Raw genomic sequence first — 18,734 nt, 5'->3', positions numbered from 1 at the left:
TTCCTCACCGACGGTTCAGCACGACGAGCAGCGCCGGGTGGTCGGTGTACTTGAGCCACGTCGTCTCGGTGCGGACGTACCCGACATTCGCCGCGAAGACATGCTGCACGGAGCCGTCTCCCTTGCGGTAGAACGGCGGCGCGTTGCAGTCCTGCACGTCCGGCCCGACCGTGGACGCGTACCTGAGGTTGAAGTCACCGGCGAGAACGGTCTGCTTCCCGGCGGCGGCCCTGCCGCGCAGCAGGCCGATCGCGGCCGCGCACTGCGCCTTGGCGACGCCGCCTTTAGTGGACAGATGCGTCGCGCACCCGATCAGATCCGGATACTCCACGCACACGTACACCCGCCGTTCCGGACCGCCGTCCTGAGCGGCGTACACGGCGGACGACACCTCTCCTGCGACGGACGACCGGAAGATCAGCCCGTTCCCGTACTCGTCCCCGTTCGTGCACCGGGACGGCGTGCCGTCCGGCCGCCGCGCCGGCGCGAACGTGCCGAACCCGCCACCCATGGCCGCCGCCAGCTCCGGCACGTCTTCCCTGCAGATCTCGTTGAGCGAGACGACATCGGGCCGCTTGGCCGTGATGACCTGGAGTGCCTCCCGTATGGTGGCCGCTCCCCTGAAACAAGCGGTGTTGAGGCCGCCGTGACACAGGTTGAGCTGGAGGACCCGGTACTCCCGCGCGGCCGTGGCGTACGCCGGGGTCATCAGCGAGGCGACGCCGACCAGCACGAGGACCAGACGGGCCGGCGGACGGAGACGCATTGGTTTCTCCTTACAGCGGCACCCGTCCCGGCGGAGGGACCTCGACGCCGGCCGGGGGTGCGGACGAGCGAAACCGATCTCGGCTACGTCGTACCCCGATGATCGTCGCCGACAAACCGCTCACCGGTGCCTGAAAGGATCTCGCACCAGACCAGGCACCCGTGCGGCGACGGCCGATAATCCACCCCCCATCGCGTGGAGCACTGCTCGACGATGAACAACCCCCTGCCTCCCTCCCGGGTCCAGTCGTCCCCCGCCGTCTCGGCCTTCGGCGTGGTGCGCACCGCGCCGGGGTCCTGGACCTCGACGCGGATCAGGCCGCCGAGGTCGTACAGCCGCAGGTGGACCCCGTGTGCCGCCGGCAGGTCCGAATGACGGACGGCGTTCGTGACGAGCTCTGACACGACGAGACGGACGTCGAACCCGGCCGGGTGGTCGTCGCCGAGCCAGGTGTCCACGGCGTCTCGCGCGGCGCCGGGGGAGCTGGTGATCCGGGGGAGCTCCAGCTCGCCGATGAGTGTCGCGCGGAAAGGAATCGGACGCATCGGGATTTGTCCTTTTCTGCCCTTGTTTTGATTCGGGCTTTTACGGTCGGCGGAGAAATGATTTGCGTTTTCCTGCCGCCGGGGAATCCAAGGGTGCATGCTGGGAATCGGATCCGGCCACCGAAGTCCCGCGACACCCGCGCGACACTTCGGTGGCGTCGTTCCTGGTGGTGACCACCACAGGTGTAGCCGGGAAGGAGGCATTCGATGCCACGAAAGAAACGGGACATGTCGAATACGCCTGAGGCTCGTCTCGGTGAAGAATTACGACGCCTGCGGGTGGCGGCCGGCTGGACCCAGGACGAACTGGCGGACAGAATCCAGTTCTCCAGTTCCATGGTCGGCTTCGTGGAACGAGCGGAACGCTCACCGACCGAGGACTTCGTCCTGCGCTGCGAGGCCGCGCTGGGAGCGGACGGGAAACTCGCCCCTTTGCTGGCGGCCTGCGCGAAGTCGTCCCCGCGCTGGTTCCGGCCCTGGACGAAGATCGAGTCGGAGGCCCGGGTCCTGCGGCTGTGGGAGCCGTTGGTCTTGCCGGGGCTTCTGCAGACGGTGGAGTACGCTCGCGCTGTCCTGCGCACCGAACCAGGGGTACTGGAGCGGGAGGCCGAGGAATTGGTCGCCGCCCGCATCCAGCGTCAGAAGGTGTTCGAGCGTCCCGACCCGCCGATCGTCGCGGCGATCATCGATGAGGGAGTGCTGAACCGTCCGGTCGGTGGGCCCGAGGTGATGCATCGGCAATTGGAGCATCTACTTGAAATGGTCAGGCATCCACGCGTCACACTGCAGGTCGTACCAGTCGGCATCGGGGCGACCACCGGGTTAGCTGGAGCTTTCGCTCTCGCGCAGGTGGCGGGTGAGCGAGATGCGGCTTACCTGGATGACTCACTCAATGGCCGAGTAACAGATCGTGCCGACGAGGTGCACACGATTAGTCTCAAGTACGACGCCAGGCCGCGGCGGGTGCCGGCAACCTGGACGCGTTCAACAAGGCGAACGCCGACCTGTCGGCGAAGCTCAAGAGCCTGTCGGACACGTCCGAGGGGGACCTGAAGTCCACGCTGGCGGAGCTGTCCGCGACCTGGGGCGGGATCAAGATCGACCCGGCGAACCCGGCCGCGGCGGCGAACGAGCTCGGCAAGCTGAGCAGCCAGGCCAGTGCGGCCACGCAGAAGCTGGCCAGCAGCTGCTCGTAGCGGATACGGCCGCACGCGATGCATGGCCATCCGTTCCATTTGACCGTTATGTAGAAATTGGTACATGAGACCGGTACATGTAGCCCCGTACATGCGACCAGGTATGAGTGGCCCGTTATGCGGGACTAAGAGGTGTTTGCTCAGAATGGCCACTTAAGTCGGCATCGATGAGGATTCACCGGTAGGAGAACACCGAAAAGCCCGGCAATGCCGGGCTTTTCCGTGTGATCTGGATCGAGACTTTGCCTGAGGCAGGGGAAGAGCAGGTCGACGGTGGAGGTTCGGCCGGTGGCCTGCTGCCGTCCATCACGGCGACATCCTCGGCGCTGACCGCCGTCACGCAGCCCCGTTCCGTTGTGGAGATACCCACCGACGTGCCGGTCGATCCTGTGACCATCCACGCCGGCCCACCACGGGTGTTCGCGGCACGGACCCTGGCCAATCTGCGGTCGGCGATGGAGGGGGATCGGGAAGCGGTCTGGCGCGGGGGGTCGGCAGGACATGCGCGACTGACCGCACGGCCGGAGGCGAAGCGCCGTCGTGGAACGCCGGGCCCTCCAGGGCCGCGTACGCCGGACGGCCCCGCGCCGAAGGAGCTGCGCGGAACCAGCGGTGGGGAAACAGCGGTGTGGAATCATCGGGCCGGGTATGTGGTTATGCCAGCCGACACGAAGAGATGAGAGACGAGGAGCCTCCCGTGGCGACCATCGCGGTTACCGAGACGAACTTCAACGAGATCGCCGACCAGCAGGGAATCGTGCTGCTCGACTTCTGGGCCTCGTGGTGCGGGCCGTGCCGGACGTTCGGGCCGATCTTCGAGAAGGCGTCGGCCAAGCACGACGACATCACCTTCGGGAAGATCGACACTGAGGCGGAGCGGGGCCTGGCCGCGGGGTTCGAGATCACCTCGATCCCGACGGTGATGGCGATCAGGGACGGCATCGTCGTGTTCGCGCAGCCCGGCGCGCTCCCCGAGCCGGCGCTCGAGGACCTCATCCGGCAGGTCCGCGCACTCGACATGGAGGCCATCCGCAAGGAGATCTCCGAGGACATCGACTCCGGCCGCGCCGAGGGCCCGGCGGACGGCAGCCGTCCCTGACCTCACGCCGTGCCGGGAGCCGGGGAACGGTCGTCGTCCCGGCTCCAGGCGCCAGAGGGGACGAGCGTCATCGCCTACCTCACGTGCCGTGATCAAGAGCGGGAAACAGTCGTCGTCATGAGACCAGCCGCCCTACCGAGACGGGGCAGGGTCGTCACACCCGCTCGAGGCGCCGGGCCGAGAAGACGAGTGTTCACGTGAGACGCAGGCAGGGCCCTCCCGGCGGGAGGGCCCTTGGTGTGTGCGGGTCAGGTGGAGCGGTAGAGCTCGGCGACGCGGAAGGCGAGGTCGAGGGACTGGCCGCGGTTGAGGCGCGGGTCGCAGGCGGTCTCGTAGCGCAGGGCCAGGTCCTCCTCGACGATGGGGTGGCCGCCGCCGACGCACTCGGTGACGTCGTCGCCGGTGAACTCGATGTGGATGCCGCCGGGGTGGGTGCCGAGGGCCTGGTGGACCTCGAAGAAACCGGTGACCTCGTCGATGACGTCGTCGAGGCGGCGGGTCTTGTGGCCGCTCGGGGCCTCGAAGGTGTTGCCGTGCATCGGGTCGCAGATCCAGGCGACCTGCGCGCCGCTGGCCCGGATCTTCTCCACCAGCGGGGGAAGCGCGTCGCGCACCCGTGAGGCACCCATGCGCGCGATGAACGTGAGGCGGCCGGGCTCGTTGGCGGGGTTGAGCTTGTCGATCAGCGCCAGAGCGTCCTCGGGGGTGGTGGTGGGGCCGAGCTTGACGCCGATGGGGTTGCGGATGCGGCTGAAGAACTCGACGTGCGCGCCGTCGAGCTGCCGCGTGCGCTCGCCGATCCAGACCATGTGGGCCGACACGTCGTACGGCAGGCCGGTGCGCGAGTCGATGCGGGTGAGCGCGTGGTCGTAGTCGAGGATCAGGGCCTCGTGCGAGGAGTAGAACTCGACGGTGTGGAACTCCTCGGGGTCGGCCCGGCAGGCGCGCATGAACGCCAGCGCCTGGTCGATCTCGCGCGCGAGCTGCTCGTAGCGGCGGCCCGCGGGGGACTCGGCGACGAAGTCCTGGTTCCAGGCGTGCACCTGCCGCAGGTCGGCGTACCCACCCTTGGTGAAGGCGCGGGCCAGGTTGAGCGTCACGGCCGAGGAGTGGTAGGCGCGCAGCAGCCGGCCGGGGTCGGGGGTGCGGGACTCGGCGGTGAAGTCGAAGCCGTTGACCATGTCGCCGCGGTACGCCGGCAGCTCGAGGCCGCCGCGCACCTCGGTCGGCTTGGACCGGGGCTTGGCGAACTGCCCCGCCACACGGCCGATCTTGACGACCGGGACGCGTCCGGCGTACGTGAGGACGATCGCCATCTGCAGCAGCGTCTTCAGCTTGTTGCGGACGTTGTCGGCGGTCGCACCGGCGAACGTCTCGGCGCAGTCACCACCCTGCAGGACGAACGCCTCTCCCCGCGCCACGGCGGCCAGGCGGTCCTTCAGCTCGTCGCACTCGCCGGCGAACACCAGCGGCGGCAGCTCGCGCAGCTCGGTGACGACCCGGTCGAGCGCGGCGCGATCGGGCCAGTCCGGCTGCTGTGCGGCGGGCAGGTCCCGCCAGGATTCGAGGTTGATGGGTTCGGCGCTCACGACTACACAGGCTATTGCACCGGAGGGGCTGTCACCGATGACTGTCCAACTGGCGAGAAAACCACGAGGTGAGATTTCCGTCTCATCCGGCGAAGGGGTGAGGCTCGGTGCGGACGTGCTCCGGCAGGACGCCGAGGCCGACGAACCTGCGCAGGACCGCGCCGGCGATCGGCACCCGCGTGGGGTCCACCGGGATCCGGGTGGTGCCTCCCGTGGTCAGCGCCGGGCTGATCACCCGGTCCTGCACGACCTGCTGCGCGAACTGCGTGATCATCGTGGGGGGTGTCCTGCGGCGCTGCACCTTGCGCAGCAGTTCCACCGGGACGTGTCCCGCGCGCAGCGGCTCGGCGAGGACGTTGGCCGCCGCCACGGCGTCCTGGACGGCGAGGTTGATGCCGACGCCGAACACCGGGGACATGGCGTGCGCCGCGTCGCCGATCATCAGCAGCCCCGGCCGGTACCAGCGGCGCAGCCGGTTGAGTGCCACCCGCAGCACGCCGATCTCGCCGAAGCCCTGGAGCTCGCCGGTGCGGCCGGCGAGGAACGGGATCAGGCGAGCCACCGACGCGCGCAGTTCCTCGATCCCTTTGGCCTTGAGCTCCTCGAACGCGCCTTTCGGTATGACGTACGCGAGCTGCCAGTAGGTCTCGCGGCTGATCGCGACCATGATCGCCCCAGGCGAGATCCGCAGGAACGTGTCCTCGAAGTCGCCGGGGTCGCGCGGCAGCCGGAACCACACCACGTCCATGGGTGCGCCGTGCTCCACCGGCACGAGACCCGCCGCGCGCCGCACGTCGGAGCCGCGGCCGTCGGCCCCGACGGTCAGCGTGGCCCGCAGCTCGTGCTCTCCCTCGGCGTCGCGGTACCGCACGCCGCGGGCCGTCCCGTCTTCGCGGATCAGCCCCGTGACCTCGGCCTCCATGATCAGGCGGAAGTTCGGGTACTCCTTGGCCGCCTCGGTCACCAGGTTGAGGAAGTCCCACTGCGGGACGAACGCGATGTAGCGGTACTTGGACTTGAGCCCTTCGAGCGAGGCCATCTTGACGGCCTCCTCGTCGGTCCACACCCACAGGGCCGTCGTCTTGCGGTGCGGCAGCGCCGCCACGCGGTCCGCGAGCCCCAGCTCGTCCATGACCTGCAACGTGGAGGGATGCAAAGTGTCACCACGGAAGTCCCGCAGGAAGTCCTTGTGCTTCTCCAGGAGCGTCACCTCGACCCCGGACCTGGCGAGCAGCAGACCGAGCACGGCCCCGGCGGGGCCGCCGCCGGCGATCACACATGTCCCAGACATATTCATCACCCGTTGAAATTCTGTCACACCCCGGCCGCCGCGTAAAGCGACGCCGTGCGGCCCCTCCTGCTACGTACGGCCTCCCGCTACGCGACCGAGCCACCCACCTTATGACCTGCCCGTAATCCCGTACCGTCAAGTGTGACGGCGAAGTCATGGGAAACCACAGCAGTGACCGATGAGTCCGCCGCTCCGCGACGGTCCCTTCTCCGAAGAGACCGTCACCCGTCCCAGGAGGACATCCATGACACACGCGGCACTCACTCCGGACACCGCCGGGACCCTGGAGGTCCCCGGAGCGCGTCTGTACTACGAGGTGCGGGGCTCCGGGCCCCTGGTGGTGCTCGTCGGCGCACCCATGGGAGCGGACGCCTTCGCGCCGCTGGCCGGGCTGCTGGCCGGCGACCACACCGTGCTCACCACCGACCCTCGCGGCGCGGGCCGCAGCGAGGTCGACGACCGGGAACAGGACTCGACACCCGAGATACGGGCCGGCGACCTGTCCCGGCTCATCGCGCACCTGGACGCCGGCCCGGCCGCCGTGCTCGGGTCGAGCGGCGGCGCGGTCACCGGCCTGGCCCTGGTGGAGGCGCATCCCGAGCAGGTCGGCGTCCTCGTCGCGCACGAGCCGCCGCTGATCGAGCTGCTGGACGACGCCGGACGGCAGCGCACGCTGACCGACGAGATCGTCGCGGCGCACCGGGCCGGCGACCGCACGGGGGCCTGGCGGAGATTCATGGCCCAGGCGGGCATCGAGCTTCCCGAGCCGGTCTTCCAGCAGATGTTCGGCGAGCACCGCGACCCGGCACAGCTCGCGGACGACGACTTCTGGTTCGGTCACGAACTGCGTCCCACCACCCGCTGGCGGCCGGACCTCGACGTCCTGCGGTCGTCACGGACCCGTGTGGTGATCGGCATCGGAGAGGACTCCAAGGAAGAGCTGTGCGACCGCACCTCCCGTGCGCTCGCCACGGCCCTCGGCCTCGACCCTGTCCTGTTCCCGGGTGGCCACATCGGCTTCGCCGACGACCCTGCGGCTTTCGCGCCGCGCCTGCGTGAGGTCCTCGGCGGGGCCTGAGCGGGACGGCCCGCCGGCGGACGCGACGAAAAGCCGTGGGAACAGGCGGATCGGTGCTGATCGGCAGGTATGAAAGCCGGCTTCGCGGGCAGTCGGGGTGCGGTCGCGAAAGTGGCCGGCACCTCGAAGCGACGTGGAGTTGAGGCACATGATACTGCTGGGGCTACTGCTGATCGTGATCGCCGGCGCGGCTCTCATCGCGGTGGCGAACGACATGACCGGGAACGCGGCGATGTCGGTCACCGTCTTCGACCGGGTTCTCCAGTTCAACGAGCTGGAGCTCTTCCTGGCCGGGGCGGCCACCGCGGCGATCTTCCTCCTCGGGCTGATGGTCTTCACCATGGGCATGCGCCGCATGGGAGCGCGCCGCAGGCAGCTCATGGCGACGCGCAGGGAGTCGCGCGAGCGGGTCGCGCGGCTGGAGGAGGAGAAGCGCCGTCTGGAGCAGCGCCTGGAGACCGTCACCACCCCCCGTCCCCGCACCTCCCCTGACGCGGCCCCCGCTCCGGCGGCGCCGACCGCGCCTGCGGGACGGCACGCGTCGGACCGGGACGGCGACGGCGTGGACGACCGTGCCGAGCGGGGTCGTGCGACCCAGCCGACGCGGCACCCCGACGACCGGCTCGTGGCCGGCAACCGGTCCGAGCGCGCAGACGCCTGACATGAGCGGCATCGGCGAGGACCGCGCGGCCGTCCCGGGGTGTCCCGGGACGGCCGCGCGGGGTGCGGATCGGAGAATGGCAGAGGGACGGCCGGGGTGCGGGCCGGGGCCGTGGGCGGCGCTACCGCCGCGGCGGCGCTGGTCGCGGCCGGTGGCCCATCGCTGCGTGGGGCACCGCCGGACCAGGCGGCAGGGAGCGGGGGGTCACCGCTGCCTGAGGAACGTGAGGCTTCTGGTCAGCCCGGCCGTCGCGAGGTCGCGGATCCGCGCGTAGGACTCCTCGGGGTACTGCCGGGGCCCGTCCTCGACCAGCAGGATCATGTACAGGTAGACCCGGTACAACGCGTCGCGCGTCACGGCGTCCGGGGTCAGGGAGACCCGGCCCCCCGCCTCGCGGTAACCGGCGAGCAGAGGGTCGTCGTCGCGCAGCTCGCCGAAGATCGTGGGGGTGACGAAATCGGCGAGCGGGTCCCCCCAGAAGGCCCGCTCGTGGTCGATGACGGCCTGGATGCGCGGCCGGCCCCCCGGCTCCGCGGTGAGGAACACGTTTCCCGGCCAGAGGTCGAAGTGGACCAGCGACGGCACGGTCACCGCGTCGAGCGCGAAGGCGTTGGCGTGGATCGCGCCGGCGATGTCCACCAGCGAGCACGGCAGCGGGGTCCGGTAGCGCACGGCGTCGTCCAGCAGCGCGCCGGTCATCACGAGGAAGGCGTCCCGCCACGTCGGGCCGGTCAGCGCGGCGTAGGGGTAACCGAAGACCCCGTCACCCGGCACCGTGTGCAGGGCCGCGATGCAGTGGCCGAGTTCGTGCCGCAGCGCGGCGTCGTCCTCCTCCGACAAGGAGGCCTGGTTCCACGGCACCCCGTCGAGAGCCGATATGATCAGGTAGTCGCTGCCGAGCTCGGGATCGTCGAACCCCGAGTGCAGCAGGCGGGGGAGCGGTACGCCGGCGGGGGCGGCGAGGTGGTACACGAGGGCCTCGGTGCGCAGCAGCGCACGTTCGTAACGCAGGAGATCGAGGTCGGGTGGCGGCGCGACCTTGAGCACGACCTGCCGGCCGTCGTCCAGGGTCAGCAGCCACACCGCGTTCGCGAAGCCGTCCCGTAACTCCTCGGCGCTCGTCACCTCGGTGCCGAGCGCGCCGCGTATCAGCGTGCCCAGTTGCGCGGTCGTCAGCCGCTGTTTGGTCCTGCTATCCATCGTTTCCATCACTTCGGCTCGGGGGTGGACGGGTCAGGCGGCCACGGGCCCCGCCGGCGGCGGTGGTTCGGCCACGAGCGCGGCGCGTGTGGCCGTCCGGTCAGAACACCGAGACGGTCCAGCTCGCCTCGTGTTTCCCGCCAGGAGCGAGCTCGATGAGGTCGGTGCCGGAGTTGAAGGCGTCCGGCGGGCACGTCATGGGTTCCACCGCGATGCCCCGGTGACCGAAGCCGGTTCCGGTGCAGACCTGGACCCACGGCAGGGAGGCCGCGTCCCAGGCGATCCGCACGCCGCCGTCCGCGCCGCGCAGCCGCACCTGGGTCGTGCCGCCGGGCCCGGCCTCCAGGCCGGTGAACGCGTGGTCGAGCACCGTGGCCGACAGCTCGCGCGGCACCCGGAAGTCGTACGGCGTGCCGTCGACCGGCTCCAGCGACACCGGCAGGAGCCTGTCGTCGGTGAGGAGCACCCGGTCGGCGGGGAGTTCGAGGCTCCAGCCCGTCTCCGCGCCGCCGTCGGCGATGAGCCAGGGGTGGGGGCCGCAGCCGTACGGCGCGGGCTGCTCGCCGACGTTCTCGGCGGTGAGGGTGGTGGTGAGCCCGTCCTCGGTGAGGGTGTAGCGGACCTGCAGCGCGAGGCGGAACGGGTAGCCGGGGGTCGGCTCGATGACGTGCTCGAACCGTGCGGAGCCGCGGTCGGCCTCCACGGTGCCGACCTCGGCCGGCGTCCACTCGGCGAACGCGACCAGGCCGTGCAGCGCGTGGCCACGCTCGGGCTCGTTGACCGGCACCTGGAAGGTCTCGCCGCCGAAGGTGTAGCGGCCGTCGCCGACGCGGTTGGGCCACGGCGCCAGCAGGGTGCCGCTGTAGTGGGGGACGGGGCCGTTCTCCGGCCAGGTCGCCACGACGTCGCGTCCGCCGTGCCTGAGCACACGCAGGGCCGCGCCCCGTTGCGTGATCTCGGCATGGTAGTCGCCACCGCGGAGGACGTACTGAGGCACGAGGGAATCCTCTCATCGACAATGAGAAAGCTCTGATCCGGGTGTCACGAAGTGCGGGAGCCTCCCGGGGCCCGCGACGCGGCGCCTGTGGGAGCGCTCCCATAGCGAGCCAAATTAAATGCTTTCCGCGGGACCGTCAACTATTGCGGTCAATATCGGCCCCGAGTGGCCACTCATGATTCGCGGACAGGTCCGCGCAGGTCAGACGGTACGCGGGCAGCGGTCACCGAACCCCGGTCCCGCGCCTTCCCCAGTGCCTCGCCACGGGCCGCCGGCGGCGGCTTGACCACCCGTGGCCGTCAGTCCCGCGCGTCGGCCTCCCCGCGCGACGCGACGAGCGCGCCGATCAGTCCGGTGACCGTCGGCGCCTCGAAGACGACCCACGCCGGCAGCTCCACCCCGAGCCGCTCCTTCACGTGCGCCGTGATCCGCGTGACCGCCAGCGAGTCGCCGCCGAGCTCGAACAGGTCGGCGTCCGCCTCCGCGCGCGGCACCCCGAGCACCTCGCACCAGATACGGCCGGCCTCCGCGGCCAGAGCCTCGTCCGCGGGACCCGGCGCCTGCGCCTTTGGCCGGATCCGGCCGTCGGGATCGGTCAGCGGACCGCCGAAGCCGTCGAGCGCGGGGAGCGCGAGATCGTCCACCGGGACGTCCGGCGAGATCGACAGGGCCGTGAGCAGCGTCTCGAACGCGGTGGCGAGCGCGGAGGCGGCCCGGCGCGACACCCGGTCCAGCCGGTGCGTGAAGACCAGGTCGTACCCCGAGTGGTGCGGCGTCATGGTGAGCGTGAGGTCGTAGGCGGTGTCGTCCACCTCCTGGCCCCAGTCGAAGGCCCGAAGGCCGGCCCAGCCGTCCGGCGGACGCGGGTCGTCGCGCTGGATGAACGCGATCTGGAAGACCGGGTGCACCCCCGGACGCCGCCTGCCGCCGAGGCCGGACACCAGCGTGTCGAACGGGATCTCGTTGGCCAGCGCCGCCCCGAGCTCCTGCCGGGTGGCGTCCACCAGCGCGCGGAAACCGAGGCTCCCGTCGACGCGCACGCGCACCGGCACCATGTTGGCGAAGCAGCCGACGATCTGCTCGAACTCCCTGCGTGCTCTCCCGGCCGACGCGGTGCCGACCGTGACGCCGGGACCCGCGCCGCCGCCGGTCTCGGCGCGCACGCGGTGCAGCAGCACCATGAAGGCCGCGAGCACCGTCACGAACGGCGTCGCGGCCCCGCCGCGCAGCGCCTCGACCAGGGCCCCACCCACCTGGAGCGAGGCGGTGCCGGTGCGCCGGGTCTCGCGGGGGTCGTGCTCCTGCGCGGGGAAGCGCACGCACACCGCCGGGTCGTCCCCGAGCCGTTCCCGCCAGAACGGCAGCCGCCGCTCGGCCTGAGGCCGCGCGCGGGCCGCGGCCCACGCGGCGTAGTCGGCGTACCGCACGGCAGCGGGCTCCGGCAGCACGCCGCCGCCGTACAGGGTGGCGAGCTCGCGCGCCACCACGCCGAGCGAGGTTCCGTCGCACGTGATGTGGTGCAGCGCCAGCAGCAGGCGGTGCTCGGACGGGGAGAGCCGGTACACGGTGAGGCGCAGCAGGGGGCCGCCGGTGAGGTCGAACCGCTCGCCGCCGGCGGCCAGAGCCATCTCACGCGCGACGCGTTCGGCTTCCGGCTCGCCGCCGAGGTCCACGACGGTGAACGGCGCCTCCACCCGGCCGAGGATCATCTGGCGCGGCTCGCCGCCGGAGTTGACGAAGACGGTGCGCAGCGTCTCGTGCCGCTCGACGAGCGCCGCGAGCGCGCGGTCCAGCGCGGCCAGGTCCAGCGGGCCCGACAACCCGAGCCCGAGCGTCACGTTCGGTGTCGCGGAGTGCCGGTCGGCCTGCGCGGCCAGCCACAGCCTGCGCTGCGCGGGAGAGCACTCCAGCAGCCCGCCGTCCCTCGGCACCCGCGGCACCTCGTCGCCGGTGCCGCGCCGCCGCGCCGCGAGCAGCCGCGCCGCCAGTTCCCTGCGCTGCTCCGACGGCCCCGCCGGTGACCGCTGCGTGTCCTCCACCGTCATGACGCCGCTCCCTCGGGGAACGCCAAGGCGTCGCGCAGCGCGCCGAGGAACAGGATCACGTCACGGCCGTTGAGCACGCGATGGTCGTAGGCCGCGCCGATGTGCACCACCTCGCGGACCGTGAAGCCGCCGTTCTCATCGGGGACGACCTCCGGTTGCGGCGCCGCGAGCGCGAGGGCGCAGGTGTGGCCGGGGTGGACGATGGGGACCGCGAGCACCACGCCTGGCTCGTTGTGCAGGGTCAGCACGATGTTGGCGCCGCCGAGGTCCTGCTCGCGCAGCTCGCCGCGCATGGCGCGCAGGCGGAAGTCCAGCAGCGTGCGCGAGATCTCCTTGAGGCCGAGCGACGCGGCGTCCCGCACGACCGGGATGACCAGCCCTTTGCCGAGGTCGAAGGTGACGCCGACGTGTGCCGCCCGCGACGTCCGCACGGTGCCGGCGTCCCCTGGGGAGGCGAAGAACAGCGGGAAGCGGTCGTGCAGGCCCGCGACGGCGCGCACCAGCAGCTCGGTCGGCCCGACCAGGGTGCGCAGCTCCGCCGTGCGGGCCCGGCCCTCGGCCAGCGCCGGGCCGATGTCCACCTTCATGAGGGTGTACGCCGGCGGGATCGTGCGGTGCGACAGCTCCACGACGGACGCCGTACGCCGCTGCGCGCGCGACAGCCGCAGCGTCTCCCCGTTCAGCCCCGCGTCGGCGACGGAGTCGGTGTCCCCAGCGGTGTCCCCAGCGGTGTCCGCGACGGTGTCCGCGATGAGGGCCGCGACGGTCTCCGTGACGGCGGCCGGTGCGGTGCCGAGTGAGCCGGCGGCGAGGGACTCGATGTCGGACTCGCGGACGATCTTCTTGCCGAGGGCCCGGACGGCGTCCTCGCCGATCCCGTGCCGTTCCATCAGGGCCCGCGCCTTGCTGGTGATCACCGGCCCGCCCGGCGCGCGGAGGGGTTCCCCTCCCTCCGGCGCGGACGGGCCGGCGGGCTCGGCGGCCGGGGTGAGCATGACCGGCGGGAGGCCTTCGGGAAGGAGGCGCGCGATCAGCTGGCCCGGTTCGCAGTCGGCGCCTTCCGCGAGGAGGTGGCCGAGCAGCCCCTCGTCCTCGGCGGTGATCTCCTCGGCGGCCTTGGACGTCTCCAGGACGGCCAGCGGGTCGCCACGGCGCACGGCGGCGCCGTCCTTCGCGATCCACTCCACGAGCACGTACTGCGTGTCGTTGTTGTTGAGCTTCGGTACGCGGATCTCGGTCACTTCACGGCCTCCAGCACCGCCTGGCGGATGGCGGTGTCCTCCACGAGCACGGCGCGCTCCAGGTGCGGCGCCGTGGGGATCACGTCCGGCGCCGAGTGCACCAGCCGCACCGGACCGCGCAGCGAGTCCCACAGTTGTTCGTGCAGCACGTGCGCGACCTCACCGCCCCACGTGCCGCCGGCGGTGCTCTCCTCCGCCACGCACACGTGCCGTGCCCCGGCCAGCAGCGGCATCAGCGGCCCGGCCTCGAACGGGTACAGGCGCGCGGGGACCAGCAGCCGGGTGGTGATCTCGTCCTCCAGCAGCAGCAGGCGCATGGCGGCCAGCGCGTGGTGCGTCACGCCGCCGGTCGCGATGATCGTGCAGTCGGGGTCGGCGTCGTCGTCCAGGCGCACGCACGCGGTGTACGGCGGCGGCCCGATCAGCTCGAAGGTGAACAGGTCGTCCACCTCGTCGCCGTGGTAGCGGCGCCGCGTGTACAGCACCTTGTCCTCGAACAGCAGGCACGGCTCGCCGAGCCCCAGCATGTACGGCAGCAGCTCGCGCGCGTCGTGGAAGGGGCTCAGCTCGAACACCGACAGCCCGGGGATGCCGATGAAGTGTTTCTGCAGGCTCTGGCTGTGCGTCGGCCCGTACCCCCGGCCGCCTCCGGTGGGGCAGCGCACCACCAGGGGGATCTCGACCCGGCGGCCGTACATTCGGGTCGACTTGCTGGCGAAGTTCAGCAGCTGGTCGAACGCCAGCCCCGCGAAGTCACCGAACATGATCTCCACGATGGCCTTGTCCCCGGCGAGCGCGAGCCCCGCGCCGACGCCGACGATCCCGCCTTCGCTCAGCGGCGTCGCCATCACCCGCGCGCCGTACTGCGTGGACAGCCCTCGGGTGACCTTGAACGCGCCGCCGTACGGGTCGGCGATGTCCTCACCGAGGATGTGCAGGCCGGGGTCGGCCGCCATCGCCTCGTGCAGCGCGCGGTTGAGGTTGTCGACGACGCGCTCGGCCCGGGTCACGTGGGGCCTCCGCCGACCGGCGGACGGGCCGCGACCTCGGCCGCGACCTCGGCGACCAGCTCACGCTGCCGCACGTCCGCCTCGGCGTACGGCCCGGGGAACGCCTCCTCGTACGCGCGGTGCCAGCCGGACAGCTCGGCGTGCTCCCGCTCGGCGACGGGCCGCGAGTCGTCACCCTTGCTGTGCGGCCCGATGCGGTTCGTCATGAACTCCACGATCAGCGGGCCGGAGTTCTGCCGCACCGAGGTGATCAGCGGGCCGAGCGCGTCGCGGATCCACGCCAGGTCCACGGTGGTGATCCGGTGGTACCCGATGCCGAACGCCGCCGCGCGGCCCGCGACCGTGCCGGACATCTGGCGGCCGGTCGGGGTGGACTGCGCGATGCCGTTGTTCTCCACGATCACCAGCAGCGGCACCCGCCACAGCCGCGCCATGTTCAGCGCCTCGTACACCGAGCCCTCGCCGAGCGTGCCGTCGCCGATGTACGCGCACGCCAGCGCGCCGTGACCGGCCCGCTTCAGGCGCAGACCCACCCCGACGGCGACCGGCAGGCTCTCCCCCTGCACGCCGGTGGACAGGAACCGCTCGTGGTAGATGTGCTGGCTGCCTCCGACGCCGCCGCACAGGGCTCCCTCCCGTCCCATGATCTCGGCGAGCAGTCCGCGCGGGTCGGGGTAGCGGGCCAGGAAATGGCCGTGGCCCCGGTGGTTGCTGAAGACGAAGTCGTCATCGCGCAGCAGTGTGCGCAGCGCCACCGGGATGTATTCCTGGCCGAGGCAGGTGTGCGTGGTCCCGTTGAGCGCGCCTGCGCCGAACAGGTCCAGCAGGGTGAGCTCGAAGTGCCGGATGAGCAGGAGGAGGTCCAGGTCCTCACCGGCGATGGCGGCGATGGGCGGGCGGTACGCCTGCGCGATGCCGGTCACGATGCTGTTTCTCCTTGCTCAGAGAGGGGGGCGGTCTTCGCGTGCGCGCGGTTCGCCAGCAAGGCGGCGAGCGCGGCGCGGCGCTGCGGGGTGAGCGCCGTGGCGCCGCCGCGCGCGACGGCCGGTCCGGTCCGGCCCGGCGCGGCGGGGGTGAGGCCGGCGAGGTGACGTTCCAGTGCGCCTTCGTCCAGCGACGCGACGAACGCGGCGGCGGCCTCGGCGGAACGTACGGCGATCTCCTGGTGGTGCGCGGGGTCGTCGAGCAGCCGGTCCAGAGCCGCGAGCCACGGCCCGGCGTCCTGGTCCGGCACGACCGGCACGGGTCTCGCGTGCGCGCCGGCCTCGTACCCGGTGATGCGGCGCACCGGCAGCAGGTACGGCACGCCGAGCTTGGCCTCCGACAGGCCGCCGACGTCGGCGGCGAGCACCGGCACGCCACGCAGCATGCCTTCCACGGCGGTGTAGCCGAACGTCTCGTCCCACAGCGACGGCATCACCAGCACGCGGCTGCGCGCGAGGACCTCGCCGATGTCGTCCACCGGGTCCATCAGCTCGATGTTGGGCCTGGCGCGCAGCGCGGCCAGGTCGTCCGGTGTGGCACCCCACGTCGGCACCGCGAGGAACCGCACGCCGGGACGCGCGTCGGCCAGCGCGAGGAAGATCGGCAGACCCTTGTACGCGCACGGGTTCACCATGGTCACGGCCGTACCCGTACCGCCGGTCGACGGGGTGATCCCGCCGTAGACCTGCGGGTGGATGAGCGCGGCGTCGACGCCGCCGTGGCGTTCGAGGTGGTCGCGCGCCGCGCGGCTGACCGCGACGACCCCGGCGGCGGCCTTCACCAGGCGGGTCCCCGCGGCGCTCGGGTAGAACGCACCCGGCCCGAACGGAAGCTGCTGCAAGGTGTGCGCCAGGTACACGACCCGGCCCGGTGCCGCACGCGACGCGGCGCCGAGCATGATCAGACCGGGGTCGTCGGACGGCACGAGCACCCAGTCGGGGGACAGCTCCTCGCAGACCGTGCCGACCCGCCGGGCCAGGTGGGACGGGTTGACGACGGCGTGCGCCACCACGCCGCGGTACTCGTAGGTCACCTCGTCGCCGTCGAACCGGTGGACCCGCGCACCCGCCTTCTGCAGATAGGCCAGGTGCGCGTCGAGGGACGTCCGGCGCAGGGCTCCCGACAGCGGCGCCACGACACGGCACTGGTGTCCCCGGGCCGCGAGCTGTTCCAGCATGATCCGGTTGGACTTGTTGGCCCCGCCGTGCGTCGGCAGGTGGAACATGTTCTGCGCGAGCAGGATCCTCATCACGCCTCCCGGCGAGCAGGTACGGCCGTCGCGCGACGCCGTGGACGCATCACGCCTCCTGTCCCGAGAGCCGGCCGCGCAGCCGTTCGGCCACGGCCCGCCGCTGCGCCGCCGACATCCGTTCCAGCTGCCGCCGCGCCGCCTGCACCGCCGGACCCGGCTCGTCCGGGAAGTCCGGCGGCGCGACGGCGAGCGGCGCGATCAGCTCCGCGGCCCGTCGCACCCCGTCCTGGGTCCCCTCGTCCTGACCCGGCGCGTCGCCGGCCGGGACGGCGGCGAGCGGGTCCCCGCCGGTGGCGGAGGTGACCAGCGCGGCCACCTCCTCGGGGGTCCAGCGCGGAGCGGGGAGCCAGGCGGCGAGGTGGTGGCGGTGCAGACGCGCGGCGTTGTCGGGCCGGTCCACGCCGTGGGCCAGGATGATCTGGGGGACCCCGGCGCGCAGCGCGCGGCTCAGGGTCCCGATGCCGCCGTGGTGGACGACGGCGGCGACGCGGGGCATCACGGCGCGGAACGGCAGCCTCGGGAACCACGTCATGTCCGGCGGCAGCGGGTCGGGTACCAGGTCGCGGTGCCGCACCACCAGCATCACGGGCCGGCCGGCCTTGCGCGCTCCTTCGACGGCGGCGTCGTAGAAACGCCGGTGCAGCATGCGGCCGGTGCCGCCGGTGACGAGCACGGGGGCGACCGGGCCGCTCAGCGCCTCCTCCGCCTCCGGAGGCAGCGCCTCCTCGGCGTTCTCGTCCGGCAGCGGGAAGCCGGTCAGGCGCACCTTGCCGGGTGACTGGGTCCCCGCGCGGTCGAACCACGCCGGCCACAGGCCGATGTGCAGGTCGGCCGAGGAGAACCACGCGTCCCAGTCCTCGATGGGTCTCAGGCCGAGCCGCCGGCGCACTCCGCCGATGCCGTCGTCGAGCAGGGTGCGGTAGGCGTGCAGCGCGGCACGCTCGGCCATGATCTGGATCGGCGCCACCGCCACCCACGCGGCCGGCGCGCCGAGCGCCTCGGCGGCGAACAGCACCGACAGCGCCGAGGTGTGCCGGCCCACCAGCACGGTCTCCCCGGCGCGGTACCGCGCCGCCATCGCGGTGAACTCCAGCTCCATCTGCCGGTACAGCCCGTTGCGTTCGTAGAACTCGCGCCACCCGAGGCCGTCGAGCAGGTCGTGGGTGTCGGCGAGGGTGCGTTCGAACTCCGTCGCGGTGTCGATCGGCACGAATCCGAGGCCGGCGCGCGCGGCGTGCGGCCCGTAGTGCGCGTGCGTGATGAGCGTGACCTCGTGGCCGCCGGCGCGCAGTTCCCCGCCGAGCCGCACGAACGGCAGCACGTCGCCGTCGGTGCCGTGCGTCACCAGCAACATGGTGGGCATCGCGGAGGTCAGTCCTCCTCGCCGAGGAGCGCGAGCACGTCCTCGTCGGACATGCCTTCCAGCTCCGCGAGGAGCGCGGCGATCTCGTCGTCGCCGGCGGAGGAGAGCCGGCCCCTGTCGATCGCCGCGGCGGCCTCCGCCACCGTGAAGTCGCCGCCGAACAGCAGGTCGATGGGGAGTTCGACGCCGTAGTTCTCCTGGACGCGCGCGAGGAACTGGACCATGGCGAGCGACTGGCCGCCGAGCACGAAGAAGTCGTCGGCCGGCGAGGCGGGGGTCACGCCGAGCAGTTCGGTCCACATCGCGGCGACCGCCGTCTCGGTGGGGGTCATGAGCGTCCCCCCGTGTTCCGGTGCGGTGTGTTTCGGTGCGGTTTCGGCCTCTCCGGCCGGAGTTGATGCGACACGGGACCTCCAG

Annotated in this window: 17 protein-coding genes; 4 read left to right on the top strand and 13 right to left on the bottom strand. The window is 71.8% G+C overall.

What is annotated here, in order from left to right:
- Positions 1-4: 4 nt before the first annotated feature.
- Together BJ992_RS18210 and BJ992_RS18205 are read right to left on the bottom strand one after the other, a co-directional pair.
- Positions 5-766, bottom strand: coding sequence for an endonuclease/exonuclease/phosphatase family protein (locus tag BJ992_RS18210; protein WP_184982573.1), 762 nt, complete (start codon positions 764-766; stop codon positions 5-7).
- Between the two features lie 83 nt (positions 767-849).
- Complete coding sequence (locus BJ992_RS18205; protein ID WP_221474879.1) at positions 850-1,311, bottom strand: ATP-binding protein; 462 nt, start codon at positions 1,309-1,311, stop codon at positions 850-852.
- Positions 1,312-1,518: 207 nt separating this feature from the next.
- On the opposite strand from BJ992_RS18205, the gene BJ992_RS18200 reads away from it, so the two are divergent.
- Both BJ992_RS18200 and BJ992_RS18195 read left to right on the top strand, forming a co-directional pair.
- Positions 1,519-2,364 (top strand): helix-turn-helix domain-containing protein, encoded by an 846-nt coding sequence (locus tag BJ992_RS18200; protein WP_184982571.1) that lies wholly within the window; start codon positions 1,519-1,521, stop codon positions 2,362-2,364.
- Positions 2,365-3,204: 840 nt separating this feature from the next.
- On the top strand, positions 3,205-3,606 hold the full coding sequence (locus BJ992_RS18195) for a thioredoxin domain-containing protein (RefSeq protein ID WP_184982570.1): 402 nt from the start codon (positions 3,205-3,207) through the stop codon (positions 3,604-3,606).
- A 248-nt stretch (positions 3,607-3,854) separates the two neighbouring features.
- Here the strand turns inward: BJ992_RS18195 and BJ992_RS18190 are convergent, their stop codons facing one another.
- Together BJ992_RS18190 and BJ992_RS18185 are read right to left on the bottom strand one after the other, a co-directional pair.
- Positions 3,855-5,195 carry a class II 3-deoxy-7-phosphoheptulonate synthase gene (locus BJ992_RS18190; RefSeq protein ID WP_184982569.1) on the bottom strand — a complete coding sequence of 447 codons (1,341 nt, stop codon included), beginning with the start codon at positions 5,193-5,195 and terminating at the stop codon, positions 3,855-3,857.
- Positions 5,196-5,277: 82 nt separating this feature from the next.
- Positions 5,278-6,486, bottom strand: a complete 1,209-nt coding sequence (locus tag BJ992_RS18185; protein ID WP_246496701.1) for an FAD-dependent oxidoreductase — start codon at positions 6,484-6,486, stop codon at positions 5,278-5,280.
- Positions 6,487-6,730: 244 nt separating this feature from the next.
- On the opposite strand from BJ992_RS18185, the gene BJ992_RS18180 reads away from it, so the two are divergent.
- Both BJ992_RS18180 and BJ992_RS18175 read left to right on the top strand, forming a co-directional pair.
- Positions 6,731-7,564, top strand: coding sequence for an alpha/beta fold hydrolase (locus BJ992_RS18180; protein WP_184982567.1), 834 nt, complete (start codon positions 6,731-6,733; stop codon positions 7,562-7,564).
- 148 nt (positions 7,565-7,712) lie between these two features.
- Positions 7,713-8,225, top strand: a complete 513-nt coding sequence (locus BJ992_RS18175; RefSeq protein ID WP_184982566.1) for a hypothetical protein — start codon at positions 7,713-7,715, stop codon at positions 8,223-8,225.
- Between the two features lie 204 nt (positions 8,226-8,429).
- On the opposite strand, the gene BJ992_RS18170 is transcribed toward BJ992_RS18175, so the two are convergent.
- The 9 genes from BJ992_RS18170 to BJ992_RS18130 all read right to left on the bottom strand — a co-directional run bounded on the left by BJ992_RS18170 (position 8,430) and on the right by BJ992_RS18130 (position 18,649).
- Positions 8,430-9,425: a phosphotransferase family protein gene (locus BJ992_RS18170; RefSeq protein WP_184982564.1), complete on the bottom strand. Its 996-nt coding sequence runs from the start codon at positions 9,423-9,425 to the stop codon at positions 8,430-8,432.
- Positions 9,426-9,525: 100 nt separating this feature from the next.
- A complete protein-coding gene (locus tag BJ992_RS18165; RefSeq protein ID WP_184982562.1) occupies positions 9,526-10,422 on the bottom strand; it encodes an aldose epimerase family protein in 897 nt (298 codons plus the stop codon).
- Positions 10,423-10,721: 299 nt separating this feature from the next.
- Positions 10,722-12,467, bottom strand: a complete 1,746-nt coding sequence (locus tag BJ992_RS18160; protein ID WP_184982560.1) for a condensation domain-containing protein — start codon at positions 12,465-12,467, stop codon at positions 10,722-10,724.
- The gene (locus BJ992_RS18155) at positions 12,464-13,708 is read right to left on the bottom strand and encodes a 2-oxo acid dehydrogenase subunit E2 (protein ID WP_184982558.1); all 1,245 of its coding nucleotides are present in this window, start codon (positions 13,706-13,708) and stop codon (positions 12,464-12,466) included. Before BJ992_RS18155 ends, BJ992_RS18160 begins: the two co-directional genes overlap by 4 nt.
- Complete coding sequence (locus BJ992_RS18150; RefSeq protein ID WP_184982556.1) at positions 13,705-14,718, bottom strand: transketolase C-terminal domain-containing protein; 1,014 nt, start codon at positions 14,716-14,718, stop codon at positions 13,705-13,707. The genes BJ992_RS18155 and BJ992_RS18150 overlap by 4 nt, the downstream gene beginning before the upstream one ends.
- Complete coding sequence (locus BJ992_RS18145) at positions 14,715-15,641, bottom strand: thiamine pyrophosphate-dependent dehydrogenase E1 component subunit alpha (protein WP_343072728.1); 927 nt, start codon at positions 15,639-15,641, stop codon at positions 14,715-14,717. Before BJ992_RS18145 ends, BJ992_RS18150 begins: the two co-directional genes overlap by 4 nt.
- Entirely contained in the window at positions 15,638-16,951 is a 1,314-nt protein-coding gene (locus BJ992_RS18140; protein WP_184982553.1) for a glycosyltransferase family 4 protein, read from the bottom strand. Before BJ992_RS18140 ends, BJ992_RS18145 begins: the two co-directional genes overlap by 4 nt.
- 49 nt (positions 16,952-17,000) lie before the next feature.
- Positions 17,001-18,317: a glycosyltransferase gene (locus tag BJ992_RS33835; RefSeq protein WP_184982551.1), complete on the bottom strand. Its 1,317-nt coding sequence runs from the start codon at positions 18,315-18,317 to the stop codon at positions 17,001-17,003.
- 8 nt (positions 18,318-18,325) lie between these two features.
- Positions 18,326-18,649: a phosphopantetheine-binding protein gene (locus BJ992_RS18130; RefSeq protein WP_184982549.1), complete on the bottom strand. Its 324-nt coding sequence runs from the start codon at positions 18,647-18,649 to the stop codon at positions 18,326-18,328.
- Positions 18,650-18,734 lie beyond the last annotated feature (85 nt).

Origin of the sequence: Sphaerisporangium rubeum (assembly GCF_014207705.1) — a bacterium.
Classification (GTDB): Bacteria; Actinomycetota; Actinomycetes; order Streptosporangiales; family Streptosporangiaceae; genus Sphaerisporangium; species Sphaerisporangium rubeum.
The sequence above is the reverse complement of the archived record's forward strand: the minus strand, read 5'-3'. Positions and strand labels throughout refer to the sequence as shown.